The sequence below is a fragment of the Micromonospora sp. NRRL B-16802 genome (assembly GCF_001279555.1).
GTDB classification, from domain to species: Bacteria; Actinomycetota; Actinomycetes; order Mycobacteriales; family Micromonosporaceae; genus Micromonospora; species Micromonospora profundi.
The window spans coordinates 1-17,817 of record NZ_LGEB01000050.1 but is presented as its reverse complement, the minus strand read 5'-3'; the positions used below and the strand labels follow the sequence as shown (position 1 = coordinate 17,817).

14 protein-coding genes are annotated in these 17,817 nt (G+C 70.8%); 6 read left to right on the top strand and 8 right to left on the bottom strand.

Annotation, left to right across the window (positions count from 1 at the left end; all coding sequences use genetic code 11):
* Nucleotides 1-40 precede the first annotated feature (40 nt).
* Nucleotides 41-685, top strand: coding sequence for a hypothetical protein (locus ADK66_RS08605; RefSeq protein WP_053653390.1), 645 nt, complete (start codon nucleotides 41-43; stop codon nucleotides 683-685).
* Nucleotides 686-769: 84 nt separating this feature from the next.
* Here ADK66_RS08605 and ADK66_RS08600 read toward each other — a convergent pair whose 3' ends face one another.
* The 5 genes from ADK66_RS08600 to ADK66_RS08580 form a co-directional block, all read right to left on the bottom strand.
* Entirely contained in the window at nucleotides 770-2,887 is a 2,118-nt protein-coding gene (locus ADK66_RS08600; RefSeq protein WP_053653389.1) for an acyltransferase family protein, read from the bottom strand.
* A gap of 107 nt (nucleotides 2,888-2,994) precedes the next feature.
* A complete protein-coding gene (locus ADK66_RS08595; RefSeq protein WP_053653388.1) occupies nucleotides 2,995-3,945 on the bottom strand; it encodes an ABC transporter substrate-binding protein in 951 nt (316 codons plus the stop codon).
* The gene (locus tag ADK66_RS08590) at nucleotides 3,945-4,892 is read right to left on the bottom strand and encodes an ABC transporter ATP-binding protein (protein ID WP_053653387.1); all 948 of its coding nucleotides are present in this window, start codon (nucleotides 4,890-4,892) and stop codon (nucleotides 3,945-3,947) included. Before ADK66_RS08590 ends, ADK66_RS08595 begins: the two co-directional genes overlap by 1 nt.
* An 86-nt stretch (nucleotides 4,893-4,978) precedes the next feature.
* A complete protein-coding gene (locus ADK66_RS08585; protein ID WP_231639969.1) occupies nucleotides 4,979-6,094 on the bottom strand; it encodes an iron chelate uptake ABC transporter family permease subunit in 1,116 nt (371 codons plus the stop codon).
* Nucleotides 6,091-7,137, bottom strand: a complete 1,047-nt coding sequence (locus ADK66_RS08580; protein WP_053653386.1) for an iron ABC transporter permease — start codon at nucleotides 7,135-7,137, stop codon at nucleotides 6,091-6,093. The genes ADK66_RS08585 and ADK66_RS08580 overlap by 4 nt, the downstream gene beginning before the upstream one ends.
* A gap of 142 nt (nucleotides 7,138-7,279) precedes the next feature.
* On the opposite strand from ADK66_RS08580, the gene ADK66_RS08575 reads away from it, so the two are divergent.
* Complete coding sequence (locus ADK66_RS08575) at nucleotides 7,280-7,639, top strand: YciI family protein (RefSeq protein ID WP_053653385.1); 360 nt, start codon at nucleotides 7,280-7,282, stop codon at nucleotides 7,637-7,639.
* 23 nt (nucleotides 7,640-7,662) lie between these two features.
* On the opposite strand, the gene ADK66_RS08570 is transcribed toward ADK66_RS08575, so the two are convergent.
* A complete protein-coding gene (locus ADK66_RS08570; RefSeq protein WP_053653384.1) occupies nucleotides 7,663-8,019 on the bottom strand; it encodes a cytidine deaminase in 357 nt (118 codons plus the stop codon).
* A gap of 135 nt (nucleotides 8,020-8,154) precedes the next feature.
* On the opposite strand from ADK66_RS08570, the gene hrpA reads away from it, so the two are divergent.
* Nucleotides 8,155-12,216: an ATP-dependent RNA helicase HrpA gene (gene hrpA / locus ADK66_RS08565; protein ID WP_053653383.1), complete on the top strand. Its 4,062-nt coding sequence runs from the start codon at nucleotides 8,155-8,157 to the stop codon at nucleotides 12,214-12,216.
* A 9-nt stretch (nucleotides 12,217-12,225) separates the two neighbouring features.
* Here the strand turns inward: hrpA and ADK66_RS08560 are convergent, their stop codons facing one another.
* A complete protein-coding gene (locus ADK66_RS08560; protein WP_053653382.1) occupies nucleotides 12,226-13,155 on the bottom strand; it encodes a LysR family transcriptional regulator in 930 nt (309 codons plus the stop codon).
* 83 nt (nucleotides 13,156-13,238) lie between these two features.
* On the opposite strand from ADK66_RS08560, the gene ADK66_RS08555 reads away from it, so the two are divergent.
* Genes ADK66_RS08555 through ADK66_RS08545 form a run of 3 tightly spaced genes read left to right on the top strand, consistent with a single transcriptional unit; the run spans nucleotide 13,239 to nucleotide 16,622 of the window.
* Complete coding sequence (locus tag ADK66_RS08555; RefSeq protein WP_082377338.1) at nucleotides 13,239-13,922, top strand: succinate dehydrogenase cytochrome b subunit; 684 nt, start codon at nucleotides 13,239-13,241, stop codon at nucleotides 13,920-13,922.
* A gap of 1 nt (nucleotide 13,923) precedes the next feature.
* Nucleotides 13,924-15,861, top strand: coding sequence for a fumarate reductase/succinate dehydrogenase flavoprotein subunit (locus ADK66_RS08550; RefSeq protein ID WP_053653381.1), 1,938 nt, complete (start codon nucleotides 13,924-13,926; stop codon nucleotides 15,859-15,861).
* Entirely contained in the window at nucleotides 15,858-16,622 is a 765-nt protein-coding gene (locus ADK66_RS08545; RefSeq protein ID WP_053653380.1) for a succinate dehydrogenase/fumarate reductase iron-sulfur subunit, read from the top strand. Before ADK66_RS08550 ends, ADK66_RS08545 begins: the two co-directional genes overlap by 4 nt.
* Nucleotides 16,623-16,710: 88 nt before the next feature.
* Here ADK66_RS08545 and ADK66_RS08540 read toward each other — a convergent pair whose 3' ends face one another.
* A complete protein-coding gene (locus ADK66_RS08540; RefSeq protein ID WP_053653379.1) occupies nucleotides 16,711-17,691 on the bottom strand; it encodes an alpha/beta hydrolase family protein in 981 nt (326 codons plus the stop codon).
* Nucleotides 17,692-17,817: the final 126 nt, after the last annotated feature.

Below are 17,817 nucleotides of genomic sequence, written 5' to 3'. Positions count from 1 at the left end.
TGTATGTACTAATCAAGGCCCCTGACCTGGGAGGACGCCCGTGACCGCGCCCGCCTCCACGCCCCTCACGCCCTACGCCACCCTGCTCGGCTTCACCCGCTACGTCGACCGCACCGGCCCCACCAAGGCCACCTTCGTGGGCGGGTTGCGCAAGCAGCGCGCCAGCCGCTCCGGCTTCAACCCGCACGGCCAGTTCGTCAAGGCGCTCAAGGCCGACATCGCCTTCCACACCGGCGGCACCCACCTGACGGGGGTGGTCGACGTGGTCAAGCCACGCTGGCGTCCGCTCTACCAGGCCCTGGTGCCCGGTGCCACCGCCTGGCTGCACTCGCTCGGCGACCCGGCCGCCATCGACCTCGCACAGACCCGCGACGCCCTGGCCATGCTGGGTGACCTCCCCGTCAAGATCAATCCCCATTTCGGCGTACGCCACAACGACGGCCGCGCCGAAGCGGTCCGCCTGCACTTCGACGAGGCACCACCGAGCGAGGAATCAGTGCTCGCGACCCTGCACCTGATGGCCCGACACATGGACGCCGTTCTCCCGCACGCCGAGCCCGTCCTTGTCGACGTCCGGCGTGGTCAGGCCCACCGCATGCCCACCGACGCCAAGCCCGAGCAGATCGAACGCTGGCTGGCCGGCGAAGCCGCCGCCTTCCGCGCCATCTGGTCCACCGCCGCCTGAGACAACACGCCGCCGCCCGAGCATCCTGCCGCCGCTGGCGGTTCGGCGCTCGGGCGGCGGCCTGACGGCCGAGGCAGCCAGCCCTCAGCTGAGCACGCGGTCAAGCGCCGTGGCCAACCGTGGCGCGAGGGTGGCGGCGTACGTGGCGGTGAGGTGGTTGTTGTCGCGGTAGACGAGCACGCCGCCAATGACCGGCGAGCACCGCTCACGCGGGCAGATCGCCGGGTTCAGGTCCACCAGGTACACCTTGTTGTTGTTGCGGGCGGCGGCTTCGTGGGCCGGGCCTCCGCCGGCCGCGAGCACCTTGTCGCGGGGCGATGCGCAGCGGGTCAGCTTCTGCGCGTTGGCGGACACGCACTCCGCGATGTCCATGTCGTGGTAAGGGGTGTCGCGCATCACTACCACGGGAATCCCGGCCGCCGTCATTTCGGCCCACGTCCGCCTGAGTGCGTTCGCGAACGCGGTCTGCGCTTGACTGGTGACCCTCTCGCCGTTCTGGATCATCACGTACAAGGACGTGCTCACCACCAGCACATCAGGCCGCTCAGCCCCGCTCAATTGACCGCGAAGCTTCTCGTTCCACTCGGTGCAACTGGGGTACGGCCGGTTGTCCAAGGCGACTTCGCCGTCGATGAACGGGCAGGAAGACTTCGTGTAGCTCTTGAGGCGCCACTTTTTCGACTCGGCTACCCGCTGCAGCGCCGGAAGCCACTGGGCGGCGTGGGAGTCCCCGGCGAGAGCCACTGTGAATGACGCGTTCGGGTCCCCGTACTGGCAGGCCCTGACCGCACTACTGCGCTGGTCCGTGTGGCAGCCGTCCCGCCACGCGTCGGGGCCGTCCTTGCTGGCCACCAGCGGATCCGGCACGAACGGTCCGACGCGGTCGACCGGAAGCCCGGCAGCGCTGTTGGCCGGAGAGTTACCCAGGGCTGCGGCGCCCAGAACGTTAGGTGACACGGCCACCGGGACGGCGGTACCGCCCGCCGTCGGCACCGCCAGAGCGGGTGGCACCGGCGAACTCGCCACTGGCACCGTGAGCTGGAACGCCAGCCCGGCCAGGAGGGAAACTCCGGTGCAGAGCGCCCCGAGTCGCAGTGACCGCGCGGGTTCCCACGCGAGCGTCGGCGACATCCGGATCGGGTTCTCGATGAATCGGTAGGTGAGCGCCGCCGGCACCACTGAGATCGCGGCAACGGCGAGGCCGGCGACGGTGGTGAGTTCACCGAACCGGGCCTCGGCAACGATGAGGAGTGGCCAGTGCCAGAGGTAGAGGGAGTAGGAAATCGCTCCCACAGCGCGTACCGGCCGCAGCGCCAGCAGCATGGCAGGTCCGATACCGCCTGCGGCCAGACCCCCGGCGATGACCGCTGCCGTGCCCAGGGTGGGGGCCAGGGCCAGGTATCCGGGGAACGCGGAATCGTGCGTCAGGAGAACGGCGGACGCCACGATGGCGGCTAGGCCGCACCAGGCGAGCAGGGCCGCTGTCAGCCGGGGCAGACGCTGCAGATGCCCGGCGAGCAGGGCCAGGAAGCCGCCGAGAGCCAACTCCCACATCCGGGTCGTGGTCACGAAGTACGCGCGGGCGGGATTGTCGTCGGTCAGCCAGACGGACCAGGCGAAGGACGGCACCGCGACCAGCGTGAGGGCGGCGAGCAGGTATCCGGTGCGGGCGTTCCGCCGCCGCCCGAGCCACACGGCTGCGGCCAGCAGTAGTGGCCACACCAGGTAGAACTGCTCCTCCACCCCGAGGGACCAGAAGTGTTGGAGGATGCTGGGCGCCCGATTGGCCGCCAGATAGTCGACGGACTGTTCGGCGAGCCGCCAGTTCATGGCGTACAACCCGCTGAACACCGCGTCCCAACCGGTGGCCGACCAGCGGGTGCGGGGCAGGAAGGCGAACGTGAGCAGCAGGCTCCCGACGAGAACCACCACCGCGGCTGGCAGGAGCCGCCTGGCGCGCCGGGCGTAGAAGTCGATAAGCGAGAGGCGCCCCGTCCGGTTCACCTCGGCCACAAGCAGCCCGGTGATCAGGAATCCGGAGATGACGAAGAAGACGTCGACGCCGACGAAACCGCCTGGCACCAGTTGCTGGCCGGCATGTCCCGCCAGGACCAGAATCACGGCAAGGGCGCGTAGCCCTTCCACGTCACCCCGGTATCCCGCCCGAGGACTGGCCTCCTGCCGCACAGCCGTTCGTGTCATTCGCTCCCCGCCCCATGCCGAATTCGCGTCGCTGGCACAACTCGGCATGGGCGGGGATGGTTACGACCCAAATTAGCTGTTTGGCAGGGTTTCGCCTCGGGGTTGTGTCAGGCGGCGGGGAGGTACTTGGCCAGGTCGTCGAGGATCTTGTTCGCGGCGCCGACACCGATGCCGGTCATCCAGATCTCGTCGGAGACCGGGTACGCCTTGCCGGCCTTGACGGCGCCGAGGCCCTTCCACAGAGTGCCGCCGCCGACCTTGGCCTGCTCGGCCGCGGCCTTCTCGCCGTACGCGGTCACGAAGATGACGTCACCGTCGACCTCGTTGATCCGCTCGGGGCTGACCAGGTCGAAGCGCTTGTCCTCCTTGTTGGCGAGCATCTGCCGCTCGGGGCGGCCGAGGCCGGTGTCGCCGATGACGATGCCGGAGAAGGAGTCGGGGCCGTACACCCGGATGTTGCCCGGGATGAACCGCACGATGGACACCTTGCGGGCGGCGGGGTCGCCGAGGGTCGCGCCGAAGTCCTTGGCCCGCTTCTCGTACGTGGCGAGGAGGTCCTTGGCCTGCTGCTCACGGCCGAGCGTCTTGCCGTCGAGGAGGAAGTTCTCCTTCCAGGTGATGCCCACCTTCTCGGTGAAGACGGTGGGCGCGATGGCGGCCAGCTCGTCGTAGAACTTCTCCTGGCGGAACTTGCTGCCCAGGATGAGGTCCGGCTTCAGCGCGTTGATCGCCTCCAGGTCGGGCTCGGTGAGGACCCCGACCTCCTTGATGCCGGTGAGCTTGTCCTCGCCGAAGTAGGTCGGCCAACTCTTGGCCTCACCGGCGGTGGCGGCGCCGATCGGTGTGATGCCCAGCGACAGCGCCGTGTCGATCTTGTCGGTGTCGAGCACCACGACGCGCTTGGGGTCCGCCGGCACCTTTGTGGTGCCCATGGCGTGGGTGATCTCCCGGGTCTCCGCGGTGGTGGAGTTGGCGACCGGGTCGCTCTCACCGCAGGCGGTGAGTCCGACGCTCAGGGCAGCGGCCGCGGCGAGAGCGGCGACGAGACGACGACGCATCAGAGTCCTTTCGAGGGGTACGAGATGGCGAGCGGCTTGACCGCGTCGCCAGCGGGTCGGGCGTCCGTCGTGGACGCATCCGACAGATCGGGGTCGCCAGCAACGGCCGACGCGGCGGACGGAGCGGCAGCGGCAGCGGACCGCGCGGGTGGAGCGGCGGCCGGGGCGGTGCCGCCGGTGTGTGCGGGCACCACCAGGGGCGCGCCGGTGACCGGGCAGGGTACGACCACGCAGGCCAGACCGAAGACGTCACGGACCAGGTCGGCCGTGAGGATCTCCCGGGGCGGTCCGACGGCCACCACCGCGCCATCGCGCATCGCGACCAGGTGGTCGGCGTAGCGGGCGGCCTGGTTGAGGTCGTGCAGCACGGCGACCACTGTGCGTCCGCGCTCGACGCGCAGCCGGTGCAGCAGGTCCAGCACCTCGACCTGGTGTGCCAGGTCGAGGAAGGTGGTGGGTTCGTCCAGCAGGAGGGCGTCGGTGTCCTGGGCGAGTGTCATGGCGATCCAGACCCGCTGCCGCTGGCCGCCGGAGAGGCTGTCCACCGGGCGGTCCGCGAGGTCCGCCACGTCGGCCAGGGCCATCGCCTCGTCGACCGCCGCGCCGTCCTCCGACGACCACTGCCGCCACCACCGCTGGTACGGCTGCCGGCCCCGCCCGACCAGGTCGGCAACCGTGACGCCCTCGGGCACGAGTGGGCTCTGCGGCAGCACACCGAGCCGGCGGGCGACCTCCCGGGTCGGTAGGTCGCGGATCGCCGTGCCGTCCAGAAGCACCGCGCCGCGCCGCGGGGTGAGCAGCCGGGCCATTGTGCGCAGCAGGGTGGACTTGCCGCACGCGTTGGGCCCGACGATGACGGTGAAGGCGTCGGTGGGCAGGTCCAGGTTGAGCCCGTCGAGCACGGTCCGCTCGTCGTAGCCTGCGACCAGGTCGCGGGTGGAGAGCATCGCACCACTCCTTCGAGGCGTCACGGTCTGTTGCGGCGTCACGGTGCCGTGCGACGTCTCGGTGCTGTGCGGCGGGCTGGGCGACGTCACGACGGCCGCCGCCGTCCGCGCAGCAGTAGGAAGATCAGGTACGGACCGCCGATCGCGGCGGTCAGCACACCGGCGGGCAGTTGGGTGGGCGCGAACAGCCGCCGGCCGGCGAGGTCCGCGAGCACCAGCAGCAGCGCGCCGAGCAGAGCGGCGCAGACCAGCGGCGGCCGTTCGGCGCGTACCAGCCGGCGGGCCAACTGGGGGGCGACGAGCGCCACGAAGTCGACGGCGCCGACCTGGGCGGTGACCATCGCGGCGACGAGCACGCCGGTGCTGGCGAGACCGATCCGGCGGGCCACCGGCCGCAGCCCGACGCCTCGTGCGGTGTCGTCGTCCAGGGCGGTGCTGTTGAGCGCCCAGCCGGCCCAGGCCAGCACGGGCAGCAGCACCAGCAGGGTGCCGGCGATCCAGGCGGCCTCGGTCCAGCCCTTGCCGGCAAGGGTGCCGATCAGCCAGATCTGCGCGCGCAACCCGTCGATCGGGTCGGCGGTCAGCATGACCACCTCGATCAGCGCCCGGAACGCGAACGCCACGGCCACCCCGGCGAGCACGAACCGCTGGGCGGCAAGCCCGTGCCGGGCCCCGAGGGCGAACAGCAGGGCCGCCGCGACCAGACCACCGACAAGCGCGCTGGGTGCCACGAGGACCGCGGCGGCCCCGCTGGTCAGCGCCACTGTCGCGGCGAGGCCGGCGCCCTGGGTGATGCCGATGACGTCGGGGCTCGCGAGGGGGTTGCGGGCCACGCTCTGGATGAGCGTGCCGGCCACACCGAAGGCCGCGCCGGCCACAGCGGCCAGCAGGATCCGGGGCAACCGAAGATCAAGGACAACGAGGTCGTACGGGGTGCCGGCGCCGGAGAGCGAGCGGATGACGTCGCCCGCGGCGACGTACGGGGTGCCCAGCGAGAGGCTCAGCAGCATCGCCAGCAGGAGCAGGACTGTCAGCGCGACGGCGACAAGTACCGCGCGGCGGCGCACCTGGAGGCTGACCGGGCCGATCCGCAGCAGCGACCGTCCGGGCAGCAGCGCGCCACGGGCACCAGCCGGACCAGGCAGGCCAGAAGAGTCAGCCGGACCAGAGGGGTCAGCCGGGCGGTGGGTGGTGGTGGTCATGCGGTCACCACCCGGGCGCGACGGACCAGGAACGCCAGCAGCGGCGCGCCGATCAGGGCGGTGACGATCCCGGCCGGTATCTCGCCGGGTGGGGCGACGAGCCGGCCGACGACATCGGCGCTGAGCAGCAACGCCGGCCCGAGCAGGGCGGACACGGCGAGCGTCCAGCGGTGGTCGGCGCCGACCAGGGCTCGTGCCAGGTGCGGCACGGCGAGCCCCACGAAGGCGATCGGCCCGGCTGCCGCCACCGCCGCCCCGGTCAGCAGCACGGCGGCCAGGCCACCGCCGAGGCGGACCAGGCCGATGCGGTGGCCGAGGCCGCGGGCCACGTCGTCGCCGAGGGCCAGCGCGTCGAGTCCACGGGCGACGACGGCGGCCAGCACCAGCCCGACGACGACGAAAGGCAGCAGTTGGGCGGTGACGGTCAGGTCGCGGCCGGCGAGTCCGCCGACCACCCAGAACCGGTACTCCTCGAAGGTGCGGGCGTCGATGCTGAGCAGCGCGTACACCCCGGAGGCGAGACTGGCGTCGAGCGCCGCGCCGACGAGCGCGAGGGTGACCGGGCTGGCGCCTTCGCGGGCTCGGGCGGCGATGGCGAAGACCAGCAGGCCGGCGAGGAGTGCCCCGGCGATGCCGAACCAGACGTACCCGGCGAGGGTCCCGACGCCGAAGACGGAGATGGCGAGGACCACGCCGAACGACGCGCCGGCGCTGATGCCGAGGATGCGCGGCTCGGCGAGGGGGTTGCGGGTGAGCGCCTGGAACAGCACGCCGGCCATCGCGAGCGCGAGCCCGACGGCGAGTCCGAGCGCGGTACGCGGCATCCGCAGCTCGCGGACGATTACTGTGGCGTCGCCGCTGTCCGGCGCGACGAGGGCGTGCCACACCTGGTCGACGCCGAGTTGCCGGCTGCCGAGCGCGAAGCTGGCCAGTACGGCGAGCAGCAGCACGAGCGCGGCTCCGGCGGTGACTGCCACCCGACGGCCGGTACGGGTGCCGGACCGGCTGCGGGCCATGGCCGGCCGGCTGGCGAGGGTGGTCACGATTCTCCTGCACGTTTCGCGCTTAGGTTCGCCTTACCTTAGCTGAACCGTTGAGGGGGGCCTAACTGGTACCTGTCTATCCGAGGAGGGCTGACCAGGGCGGACGCCCGCGCGGGAGGACTGGCGCGCCTAGGGTGGGCTCATGCGATTCGACCAGCACACGGTCGTACTCCTGGTCCGGCCGGCGGACGCCCCCGAGCTGCCGCTGGACGCGGCCGACCGGTTGCGGGACGCCCACCTGGCCCACCAGGCCGGCCTCGTGGAGCAGGGCCTCGTGCTCGCGGCCGGCCCGTTCCTGGCCGGCGACGACGAGCGGTTGCGGGGCTTCGTCGTGCTCTCGATCGGCCCGGACGAGGCCCGCGAGCTGTTCCACAACGATCCGGCGGTACGGGCCGGCCTGCTGGCCGTGCGGGTGATGAGCTGGATGGTGCCGGAGGGCAACGTACGGTTCGAGGGCGTGCCGATGCCCCGGTCGATGCTGGAGGCGGCGTCCGGCGACTGACCCCACCGCCGGACCAGACCGGCTCAGCCCAGCGGGGTCACCCGCAGGTCGTCCACCGGGCCGGTGATCACCCGCAGCGACGGGAAGTGGTCGCGCAGGACGGCCTGGCACCGCTCGCACGGCGCGACGACCTCGCGGCCCCGGTCGGCGACCGTGACGATCGTCTCCAACTCGGTGACGCCCTGCGTCGCGGCAGTGCCGATGACGACAAGCTCGGCACAGGTCCCGCCGGTCTCGTGGTGGACGTTCACGCCTGTGAAGACCCGCCCGTCGGCGGTACGCGCCGCGGACGCGACGGTGTGGCGCTGGCTGCGGCAACGCAGCTTGGCGACCGCCGAGGCGGCCTGCACCAGCGCACGGTCGGTGTCCCGCAGCTCCATCCCGGCCCCCAGCGCTCGACGTCGGCCGCCAACTCTAGACGGCGGCGTGCCCGCCCGACCCCGGCCCGCCGGGCGGCCGTCGGGCCGGTAACCCGGGGGCGCTGCGCCGCCGCGCTGCCTATTCTTGGGCACGACATGCAGAATCAAGCCGCCGCCGCCGCGACCGATCCGGTACGCGAGCTGCACCGCCGCCTCACTCCCCTGATGTTCCGCGACCAGCGCCGGCTCCAGCGGCGCCTGGACGGTGCCCGCAAGCTGCGTGACCCGCAGCGCCGGGAGGCTGCCCTCGCGGAGATCACCGCCGAGGTGGCAAGGGCCGAGCAGCGGCTCGCCGCCCGGCGCGCGGCGGTGCCGGTGATCACGTACCCGGCGGGGTTGCCGGTCAGCGAGCGCAAGGACGACATCGCCGCCGCGATCCGCGATCACCAGGTGGTGATCGTGGCCGGCGAGACCGGCTCCGGCAAGACGACCCAGCTGCCGAAGATCTGCCTGGAGTTGGGGCGTGGCGTGCACGGCCTCATCGGGCACACGCAGCCCCGGCGGCTGGCGGCCCGGACGGTGGCCGACCGGATCGCCGACGAGTTGGGCACCGAGCTGGGTGACGTGGTCGGTTACAAGGTGCGTTTCACCGACCAGGTCAGCGAGCGCAGCCTGGTCAAGCTCATGACCGACGGCATCCTGCTGGCCGAGTTGCAGACCGACCGGATGCTGCGCCAGTACGACACGTTGATCATCGACGAGGCCCACGAGCGCAGCCTCAACATCGACTTCATCCTCGGGTACCTGCGGGAGCTGCTGCCCCGACGACCCGACCTCAAGGTGATCATCACCTCGGCCACCATCGAGACCGACCGGTTCGCCAGGCACTTCGCCGGGCCGCCCACCGCCGACGAGCCCGACGGCGTACCGGCGCCGGTGGTGGAGGTGTCCGGGCGGACCTACCCGGTCGAGGTGCGCTACCGGCCGCTTGTCGAGCTGGCCGAGGGTGAGGAGGACGGCGACGGTGACGAGGAGAACGTCCGCGACCAGATCCAGGCGATCGGCGACGCCGTCGAGGAGTTGGCCGCCGAGGGGCCGGGCGACATCCTGGTCTTCCTCAGCGGCGAACGGGAGATCCGGGACACCGCCGACGCCCTGGCCAAACTGGTGCAGAAGAAACGGTCGCTGCTCGGCACCGAGATCCTGCCCCTGTACGCGCGGCTCTCCAGCGCCGAGCAGCACCGCGTCTTCGCGGCGCACACCTCGCGGCGCGTGGTGCTCGCCACGAACGTCGCGGAGACCTCGCTGACAGTGCCCGGCATCAAGTACGTGGTGGATCCGGGCACCGCGCGGATCTCCCGCTACTCCAGCCGGCTCAAGGTGCAGCGGCTGCCGATCGAGCCGGTCTCCCAGGCGTCGGCCAACCAGCGCAAGGGGCGCTGCGGGCGTACGTCGGACGGCATCTGTATCCGCCTCTACGACGAGCAGGACTTCCTGTCGCGGCCGGAGTTCACCGACCCGGAGATCCTGCGTACCAACCTGGCGTCGGTGATCCTCCAGATGACCGCGATCGGACTCGGCGACCTGGCCGCGTTCCCGTTCATCGACCCACCGGACAAGCGCAACATCACCGACGGCGTCAACCTGCTGCACGAGTTGGGCGCTCTGGACCCGACCGAGGCCGACCCGGCGAAGCGGCTCACCGCGCTGGGCCGGCGGCTGGCGCAGCTGCCTGTCGACCCGCGGCTGGCCCGGATGGTGGTCGAGGGCGAGCGCAACGGCTGCGCTGCCGAGGTGCTGGTGATCACCGCCGCGCTCTCCATCCAGGACCCGCGCGAGCGGCCGGCGGAGAAGCAGGCCCAGGCCGACCAGGCGCACGCCCGGTTCGCCGACAAGGAGTCGGACTTCGTCGCGTACCTCAACCTGTGGCGCTACCTGCGCGAGCAGCAGCGGGAGTTGTCCTCCAGCGCGTTCCGTCGGATGTGCAAGGCGGAGTACCTGAACTACCTGCGGGTCCGCGAGTGGCAGGACATCGTCAGTCAACTGCGCCAGGTGCTGCGTACCCCGGCCGAGGGCGAGAGGCGCGGCGGGCGGCCGGCGCGGGACACCTCCGGTGAGGCGGACGCCGGCCGGGCTCGGCACGCGGCCGACCTGCCGGAGGAGATCGACACCCCGAAGGTGCACCAGTCGCTGCTGCCCGGCCTGCTGTCGCACATCGGCCTGAAGGACGCCCAGAAGCACGAGTACCTCGGTGCCCGGGGCGCGAAGTTCGCGCTCTTTCCCGGCTCGGCGCTGTTCAAGAAGCCGCCGCGCTGGGTGATGGCCGCCGAGCTGGTGGAGACGTCGCGGCTGTGGGGTCGGATCGCCGGCCGGGTCGAGCCGGAGTGGGTCGAGCCGCTCGCGCAGCACCTGGTCAAGCGCAGCTACAGCGAGCCGCACTGGGAGAAGAATCAGGCCGCGGTGATGGCCTACGAGAAGGTCACCCTGTACGGCGTTCCGCTGGTCAGCTCGCGCAAGGTCAACTTCGGGCGGATCGACCCGGCGCTGAGCCGGGAGCTGTTCATCAGGCACGCGCTCGTCGAGGGCGACTGGCAGACCCACCACCATTTCTGGGCCGACAACAAGCGCCTGCTCGGCGAGATCGAGGAGTTGGAGAGCCGCGCCCGACGCCGGGACATCCTTGTCGACGACGAGACCATCTTCGGCTTCTACGACCAGCGGATCCCGGCCGACGTGGTCTCCGGCCGGCACTTCGACACCTGGTGGAAGAAGACCCGCCGGGAGCAGCCCGAGCTGCTCACGTTCACCCGCGACCTGCTGGTAAACGACGGCAAGGCGGGGGTGGACGAGGGCGACTACCCGGACGAGTGGCAGGCCGAAGGGGTGACCCTGCCGCTGACCTACCGGTTCGAGCCGGGCACCCCCACTGACGGCGTCACAGTGGACATCCCGCTGCCGCTGCTCAACCAGGTGCCGGCGGAGAGCTTCGACTGGCAGGTGCCGGGGCTGCGCGAGGAGCTTGTCATAGCGCTGATCCGCGCGCTGCCCAAGCCGATCCGCCGCAACTTCGTGCCGGTGCCGGACTTCGCGCGGGCCGCCCTGGCGGCGATCACCCCGGGCGAGGAGCCGCTGCTTGACGCGCTCACCCGGCAACTACGGCGAATGACCGGGGTGACAGTGCCCCGGGACGCCTGGGAGCCGGCGAAGCTGCCCGCCCACCTGCGGGTCACGTTCCGGGTGCTGGGCGACGACGAGAAGCCGGTCGCCGAGGGCAAGGATCTGCCGGCCCTGCAACGTCAACTCCGCCAGGAGGTACGCCAGGTGGTGGCCGCCGCCGCGCCGGAGGTGGCCCGTACCGGGCTGCGCGAGTGGAGCATCGGCACACTGCCACGGACCATCGAACAGGTCCGCGCCGGCTACGCGGTGACCGCCTATCCGGCGCTCGTCGACGAGGGCGCCACGGTCGGGGTACGGGTGTTCGACTCCCCCGCCGAGGCGGAGGCGGCGCAGTGGGCGGGCACCCGGCGGCTGCTGCGGCTCACAGTGCCCTCCCCGGCCCGGTTCCTCCAGGGTCGGCTGAGCAACGAGGCGAAGCTGGCGCTGAGCCGCAACCCGCACGGCGGTGTGCAGCAACTGATCGAGGACGCGGCGGGCGCTGCCATCGACCGGCTGATCGGCGATGCCGGTGGACCGGCGTGGGACGCCGAGGGCTTCGCCGCGTTGCGCGAGAAGGTCCGGGCGGACCTGGTCGACACGGTGGTCGAGGTGATGGACCGGGTGCGCAGGGTCCTCGCCGCCGCGTACACCGTCGAGCAGCGGCTCGGCGCCACCCGCAACCTCGCCGTGGTGGCGGCGTTGGCGGACATCCGCAAGCAGCTCGCCGGCCTGGTGCACGCCGGGTTCATCACCGAGACCGGGTACGCCCGCCTGCCCGACCTGCTGCGCTACCTGACCGCCATCGAGCGCCGGATGGACCGCCTCGGCGGCAACCCGCAGCGCGACCGTCAGCAACAGGACCGGATCGCTGTGGTGCAGAAGGAGTACGACGATCTGCTCGCCGCGCTGCCGCCCGCGCGCCGGCAGGAGGCCGCCGTCCGCCAGATCCGCTGGATGATCGAGGAGTTGCGGGTGAACGTCTTCGCGCAGGCGTTGGGCACTCCGTACCCGGTCTCGGAGCAGCGGATCTACCGGGCCATGGACGACGCCGAGGGCCGCTGACCTCGCGGGTCAGCGCGGGTCGACGCCCGGCGGCAGGTCGTCGCGGTCGATAGCGGACTGGATGTAGTCGAGCAGGATCCGGCGCAGCTCCCGCCCGGCGTGGGTGGGCACCACGTCCTTCCGGCGGGCCACCGCGATGGTCCGTCGCACCCCGGGCGGGGCCAGTGGGGTGATCCGTACCCCGGGGCGGCGGGCCAGCACGATGCCCGGCACCAGCGCGATGCCGAGCCCGGCCTCGACGAAGCTGAGGACGGCGTCCATCTCGCCGCCGTCGACAGCGAAGGTCGGCTCGAAGCCGGCCTCGCGGCACGCCTGGATGGTGGCGTCGCGCAGGTCGTAGCCCTCCCGGAACATCACCATCGGCTGGTCGCGCAGGTCGGTGATGTGCAGCTCGCCGGTCGCCGAAGCGGTCGGCACCTCGTGCACCGAGGCCACCACGAGGCTCTCCCGCAGGATCGGGTCGACGCGCAGGCCCGGGTCCGCGCCCTGGGCCGGCATGATGATCAGTGCCAGGTCAAGGTCACCGCGGAGCAGGTCGCGGACCAGGTCCTGGGAGCCGCCCTCCTCGACGCGCAGGTCGACTGTGGGGTGGGCGTCCCGGAACCGGCGGAGCACAGGCGGGGCGAGCGAGGTGGCCAGGCTCGGGGTGGCGCCCAGCCGCACGCGGCCCCGCCGGAGCCCGACCAGCTCCTGCACCTCGCGGGTGGCGGTCTCCACGTCGGCGAGGATGCGGGTCGCCAACGGCAGCAGCACCTCACCGGCCGCGGTCAGTGTGATGTTTCCCCTTACCCGCTCGAAGAGGGGGGCGCCGAGGTCGGTTTCCAGAGCGTGAATTTGCTTACTGAGAGAAGGCTGAGTGATGCCTACCAGGTCGGCGGCTTGGGTGAAATGTCGTACTTCGGCCACCGCGACGAAGTACCGGAGCTGATGGAGCTGCATCTACATAGCCTACGGCTATCAACACTACGAGTTTGATGCATTGGACGACTGATTGAAGTGCTCCTAGCGTCGGTCACGTGGTCATGACGAAAACTCGGTCGCCCATCCGCACGAACGTCGGTCTCAAGGCCGTCATGGCGGTGACGGGCATTGTGCTGGTGCTGTTCCTGATCGCGCACATGCTCGGGAACCTGAAGGTCTTCGCGGGGGCATCCTCGTTCGACAGCTACGCGCACTGGCTGCGCGACATCGGAAAGCCGCTGCTGCCCGGTGTGTGGTTCCTGTGGATCATGCGCATCGGGCTGGTGGTGGCCGCCGTCGGCCACATCTGGGCCGCGACGGTGCTGGCGCTGCGTGCCCGCGCCGCCCGCCCGGTGCGCTACGCCCACCGTAAGAAGGTCCGGGGCAGCTACGCGGCCCGCACGATGCGGTGGGGCGGGGTGATCATCCTGCTCTTCGTGATCTACCACATCCTGGACCTGACCACCGGCACGCTCAACCCGGTCGGCGACCCCACCAAGCCGTTCGGCAACGTCGTCGCCGACTTCGCGCCGGAGCGCTGGTACGTCACGCTCTTCTACACCCTGGCGATCGTCACGCTCGGCTTCCACCTGCGCCACGGCGCCTTCAGCGCGTTCCGCAGCCTCGGCCAGCAGACGCCGCGAGGTGAGCGTCGGGCGCGCAACGCCGCGCTGGTCTTCTCCGTGGCGCTCTGCGCCGGATACCTGGTGGTCCCGTTCGCCGTTCTCACCGGATTGGTGTCCTGACATGGAACTCTTCACCGAGGGCGACCCGATCGCCGACACCAGGGCTCCCGACGGCCCGATCGACAAGCGCTGGGAGACCCGCCGCTTCGAGGCCAAGCTCGTCAACCCGGCCAACCGCCGCAAGATGACGGTGATCGTGGTCGGCACCGGCCTGGCCGGCGGGTCCGCCGCCGCCACGCTGGCCGAGCAGGGCTACCACGTCAAGTCCTACTGCTACCAGGACAGCCCGCGTCGGGCGCACTCGATCGCGGCGCAGGGCGGCATCAACGCCGCGAAGAACTACCGCAACGACGGCGACTCGGTGCACCGGCTGTTCTACGACACCGTCAAGGGCGGCGACTTCCGCTCCCGGGAGTCGAACGTGCACCGGCTCGCCGAGGTGTCGGTGAACATCATCGACCAGTGCGTCGCCCAGGGCGTGCCGTTCGCCCGCGAGTACGGCGGCCTGCTGGACACCCGCTCCTTCGGTGGCGCCCAGGTGCAGCGCACCTTCTACGCCCGGGGCCAGACGGGTCAGCAGCTGCTGCTCGGCGCGTACCAGGCCCTGGAGCGGCAGATCGGCCTGGGCAACGTGGAGATGAACGCCCGGCACGAGATGCTGGAGCTTGTCGTCATCGACGGCAAGGCCCGGGGCATCGTCGTCCGGGACATGGTCACCGGCGAGATCACCACCGAGATGGCCGACGCCGTCGTGCTCGCCTCCGGCGGTTACGGCAACGTCTTCTACCTCTCCACGAACGCCAAGGGCTGCAACGTCACCGCCACCTGGCGGGCGCACCGCAAGGGCGCGTACTTCGCCAACCCCTGCTACACGCAGATCCACCCGACCTGCATCCCGGTCTCCGGCGACCACCAGTCGAAGCTGACCCTGATGAGCGAGTCGCTGCGCAACGACGGCCGGGTCTGGGTGCCGAAGACAAAGGGCGACGACCGCAGCCCGAAGGACATCCCCGAGAACGAGCGGGACTACTACCTGGAGCGGATCTACCCCTCCTTCGGCAACCTGGTCCCCCGCGACATCGCCTCCCGTGCCGCCAAGAACGTCTGCGACGAGGGTCGGGGCGTGGGACCGACGAAGCTCGGCGTCTACCTCGACTTCGCCGACGCGATCAACCGCCTGGGCCGCAAGGCCATCGAGGCCAAGTACGGCAACCTCTTCGAGATGTACGAGCGGATCACCGGCGAGGACCCGTACGAGGTGCCGATGCGGATCTACCCCGCCGTGCACTACACGATGGGTGGCCTGTGGGTCGACTACGACCTCCAGTCGAGCATCCCGGGCCTGTTCGTGATCGGGGAGGCGAACTTCTCCGACCACGGCGCGAACCGGCTCGGCGCGTCCGCGCTGATGCAGGGCCTCGCCGACGGCTACTTCGTGCTGCCCACCACGCTCGCCAACTACCTGGCCTCCGGCCCGCTGGAGAAGGTCGACGCCAGCCACCCGGCGGCGGTGGAGGCGCGCACCGACGTCGAGGACCGCATCCAGCGGCTGCTGGGGGTCAACGGCGACCGGACGGTGGACTCGTTCCACCGGGAGCTGGGCCAGATCATGTGGGAGCACTGCGGCATGGAGCGCAGTGAGGCCGGCCTGCGCAAGGCGATCGACGAGATCCGCGCCCTGCGCGAGCAGTTCTGGCAGCGGGTCAAGGTGTCCGGCACCGGCGAGGAGTTCAACCAGTCGCTGGAGAAGGCCGGCCGTGTCGCCGACTTCTTCGAGCTGGCCGAGCTGATGTGCATCGACGCCCTGCACCGCGAGGAGTCCTGCGGCGGCCACTTCCGGGCCGAGCACCAGACGCCCGACGGTGAGGCGCAGCGCGACGACGACCGGTTCGCGTACGTGGCGGCGTGGGAGTTCACCGCCACCGGCGAGCCGTCGGTGCTGCACAAGGAAGACCTGAAGTTCGAATACGTCCACCCCACGCAGCGGAGCTACAAGTGAACCTGACCCTGCGCATCTGGCGCCAGAAGGGCCCTGAGGACAAGGGTCGGATGGTGACCTACCCGGTCAACGACGTGTCCCCGGACATGTCGTTCCTGGAGATGCTCGACGTGCTCAACGAGCGGTTGATCCTCGACGGCGAGGACCCGGTGGCGTTCGACCACGACTGTCGCGAGGGCATCTGCGGCATGTGCGGTCTGATGATCAACGGTGACGCGCACGGCCCGCAGCGCGGTACCACCGCCTGTCAGCTGCACATGCGGCAGTTCTCCGACGGCGAGACGATCGACATCGAGCCGTGGCGGGCCAGCGCCTTCCCGGTCATCAAGGACCTGGTGGTCAACCGGGACGCCTTCGACAAGATCATCGCTGCTGGTGGCTACGTCACCGCGCCGACCGGCAGCGCGCCCGAGGCGCACTCCACGCCGGTGGCCAAGGCCAACGCGGACGCCGCCTTCGAGTCGGCCGCCTGCATCGGCTGCGGCGCCTGCGTGGCGGCCTGCCCGAACGGCTCCGGCATGCTCTTCACTGCCGCCAAGCTCACCCAGCTCTCACTGCTGCCGCAGGGCCAGCCGGAGCGCTACACCCGGGTCATCGGCATGGTCGACGCGCACGACGAGGCCGGCTTCGGCGGCTGCACCAACGCTGGCGAGTGCACCGTGGTCTGCCCGAAGGGCATTCCACTGAACACGATCGGCCGGCTCAACCGCGACTACCTCACTGCCACCACCAAGGGCGCCGGCAACACACCCGGCTCCTGAGGCTCCACCGCGCCGACCAGGCCGCCGTACCTTTCCGGGTACGGCGGCCTGTGCTCTACACGGGGTCGGGCGACCGCCCTGTACGGGGTCAGCCGGCGCGACGCAGCCGTCCCAGCATGCCGCCGAGATCCTGGACGAACAGTTCGTGACGGAAGTAGTGGCCGCCCGGAACCTCCCGCCACTCGTGCGGGATGCCGGCCTGGGCCAGCGCGCCGCGGAACTCGCGTTGGCCCGCCAGGACCTGGGTCTCGTTGACGGTGTCGAACCAGTTGACCGGGTCGGGTGAGGTGCCGGCGGCCAGGAAGATGCGCTTGTTGCGGTAGCTCTCGATGCGCTGCACCGGGTTGTCGGCGCTGACCCGGGCCTCGTCCCACAGCGGCGCGCCGTAGACGGTGCCGCCGCCGAGGTCGAGGGCGGCCGATGTGGCGTTTGCCCAGTGCACGACGAGACCGAAGTCGCGGCGCAGGCTGGCCGGCCCCGAGTGGGAACTCACCGAGCAGAAATGGCCGTAGTACTTCGCGGCGTACTTGAGAGCGCCGAAGCCGCCCATCGAGAAGCCGGCCACCGCGCGGCCGTTGTACTCGGCGAAGGTCCGGAAGTTGGCATCGATCCAGGGCAGCAACTGGGCGATGTGGAACGTCTCCCAGTTGCGGGGTCCGGTGTTGCTGGTGACCGGGTTGGAATACCAGCCGGTGGAGGCGTCCGGCATGACGACGATGATGTCCCGGCCGGCGGTGAGGTTGATGATGTTGTCCTGCATGTGGAAGGTGCGGAAGTCGGCGTTGCCGCCGTGCAGCAGGTAGAGCACCGGGTATCGCTTGCCGCTGGTGTGGTAGCCGTCCGGCAGCAGCACGTTGACCGCGGGGTCCCACTCGATGGCGTCGGTGGCGAACCGGTAGTACTGCAACCGGCCGCCGTTCTCGTTCCGCGCGACGATGCGCAGGCCGTACCCGTTGCCTGCGGCGCTTGCCGAGGTCGGCGCGGAGAAGGCACCGGCGAGGGCACCGGCCGCGGCGACGCCGGCAGCGCCGGTGAGGAGTCGTCGCCTGCTCACGGGGTGGTGATCCATGGATCCTCCTGGCGGTCTGTCGGGATTAGAGGGTGGTTTCGCCGTTGAGGCCGAAGTGGTCGTGCCATTTGGTGCTGGGGGCGAATCCGGTGCCGGTGGAGAGGGCGACGTAGATGTCGTTTGTGG

Bases quoted from the DNA above. Each gene is read 5' to 3' on its own strand.
- ADK66_RS08560 (WP_053653382.1), bottom strand. From the start codon at position 13,155: ATGCAGCTCCATCAGCTCCGGTACTTCGTCGCGGTGGCCGAAGTACGA.
- ADK66_RS08550 (WP_053653381.1), top strand. From the start codon at position 13,924: ATGGAACTCTTCACCGAGGGCGACCCGATCGCCGACACCAGGGCTCCC.
- ADK66_RS08590 (WP_053653387.1), bottom strand. From the start codon at position 4,892: ATGCTCTCCACCCGCGACCTGGTCGCAGGCTACGACGAGCGGACCGTG.
- ADK66_RS08555 (WP_082377338.1), top strand. From the start codon at position 13,239: ATGACGAAAACTCGGTCGCCCATCCGCACGAACGTCGGTCTCAAGGCC.
- ADK66_RS08585 (WP_231639969.1), bottom strand. From the start codon at position 6,094: ATGACCACCACCACCCACCGCCCGGCTGACCCCTCTGGTCCGGCTGAC.
- ADK66_RS08600 (WP_053653389.1), bottom strand. From the start codon at position 2,887: ATGACACGAACGGCTGTGCGGCAGGAGGCCAGTCCTCGGGCGGGATAC.
- ADK66_RS08570 (WP_053653384.1), bottom strand. From the start codon at position 8,019: ATGGAGCTGCGGGACACCGACCGTGCGCTGGTGCAGGCCGCCTCGGCG.
- ADK66_RS08540 (WP_053653379.1), bottom strand. From the start codon at position 17,691: ATGGATCACCACCCCGTGAGCAGGCGACGACTCCTCACCGGCGCTGCC.
- ADK66_RS08575 (WP_053653385.1), top strand. From the start codon at position 7,280: ATGCGATTCGACCAGCACACGGTCGTACTCCTGGTCCGGCCGGCGGAC.
- hrpA (WP_053653383.1), top strand. From the start codon at position 8,155: ATGCAGAATCAAGCCGCCGCCGCCGCGACCGATCCGGTACGCGAGCTG.
- ADK66_RS08595 (WP_053653388.1), bottom strand. From the start codon at position 3,945: ATGCGTCGTCGTCTCGTCGCCGCTCTCGCCGCGGCCGCTGCCCTGAGC.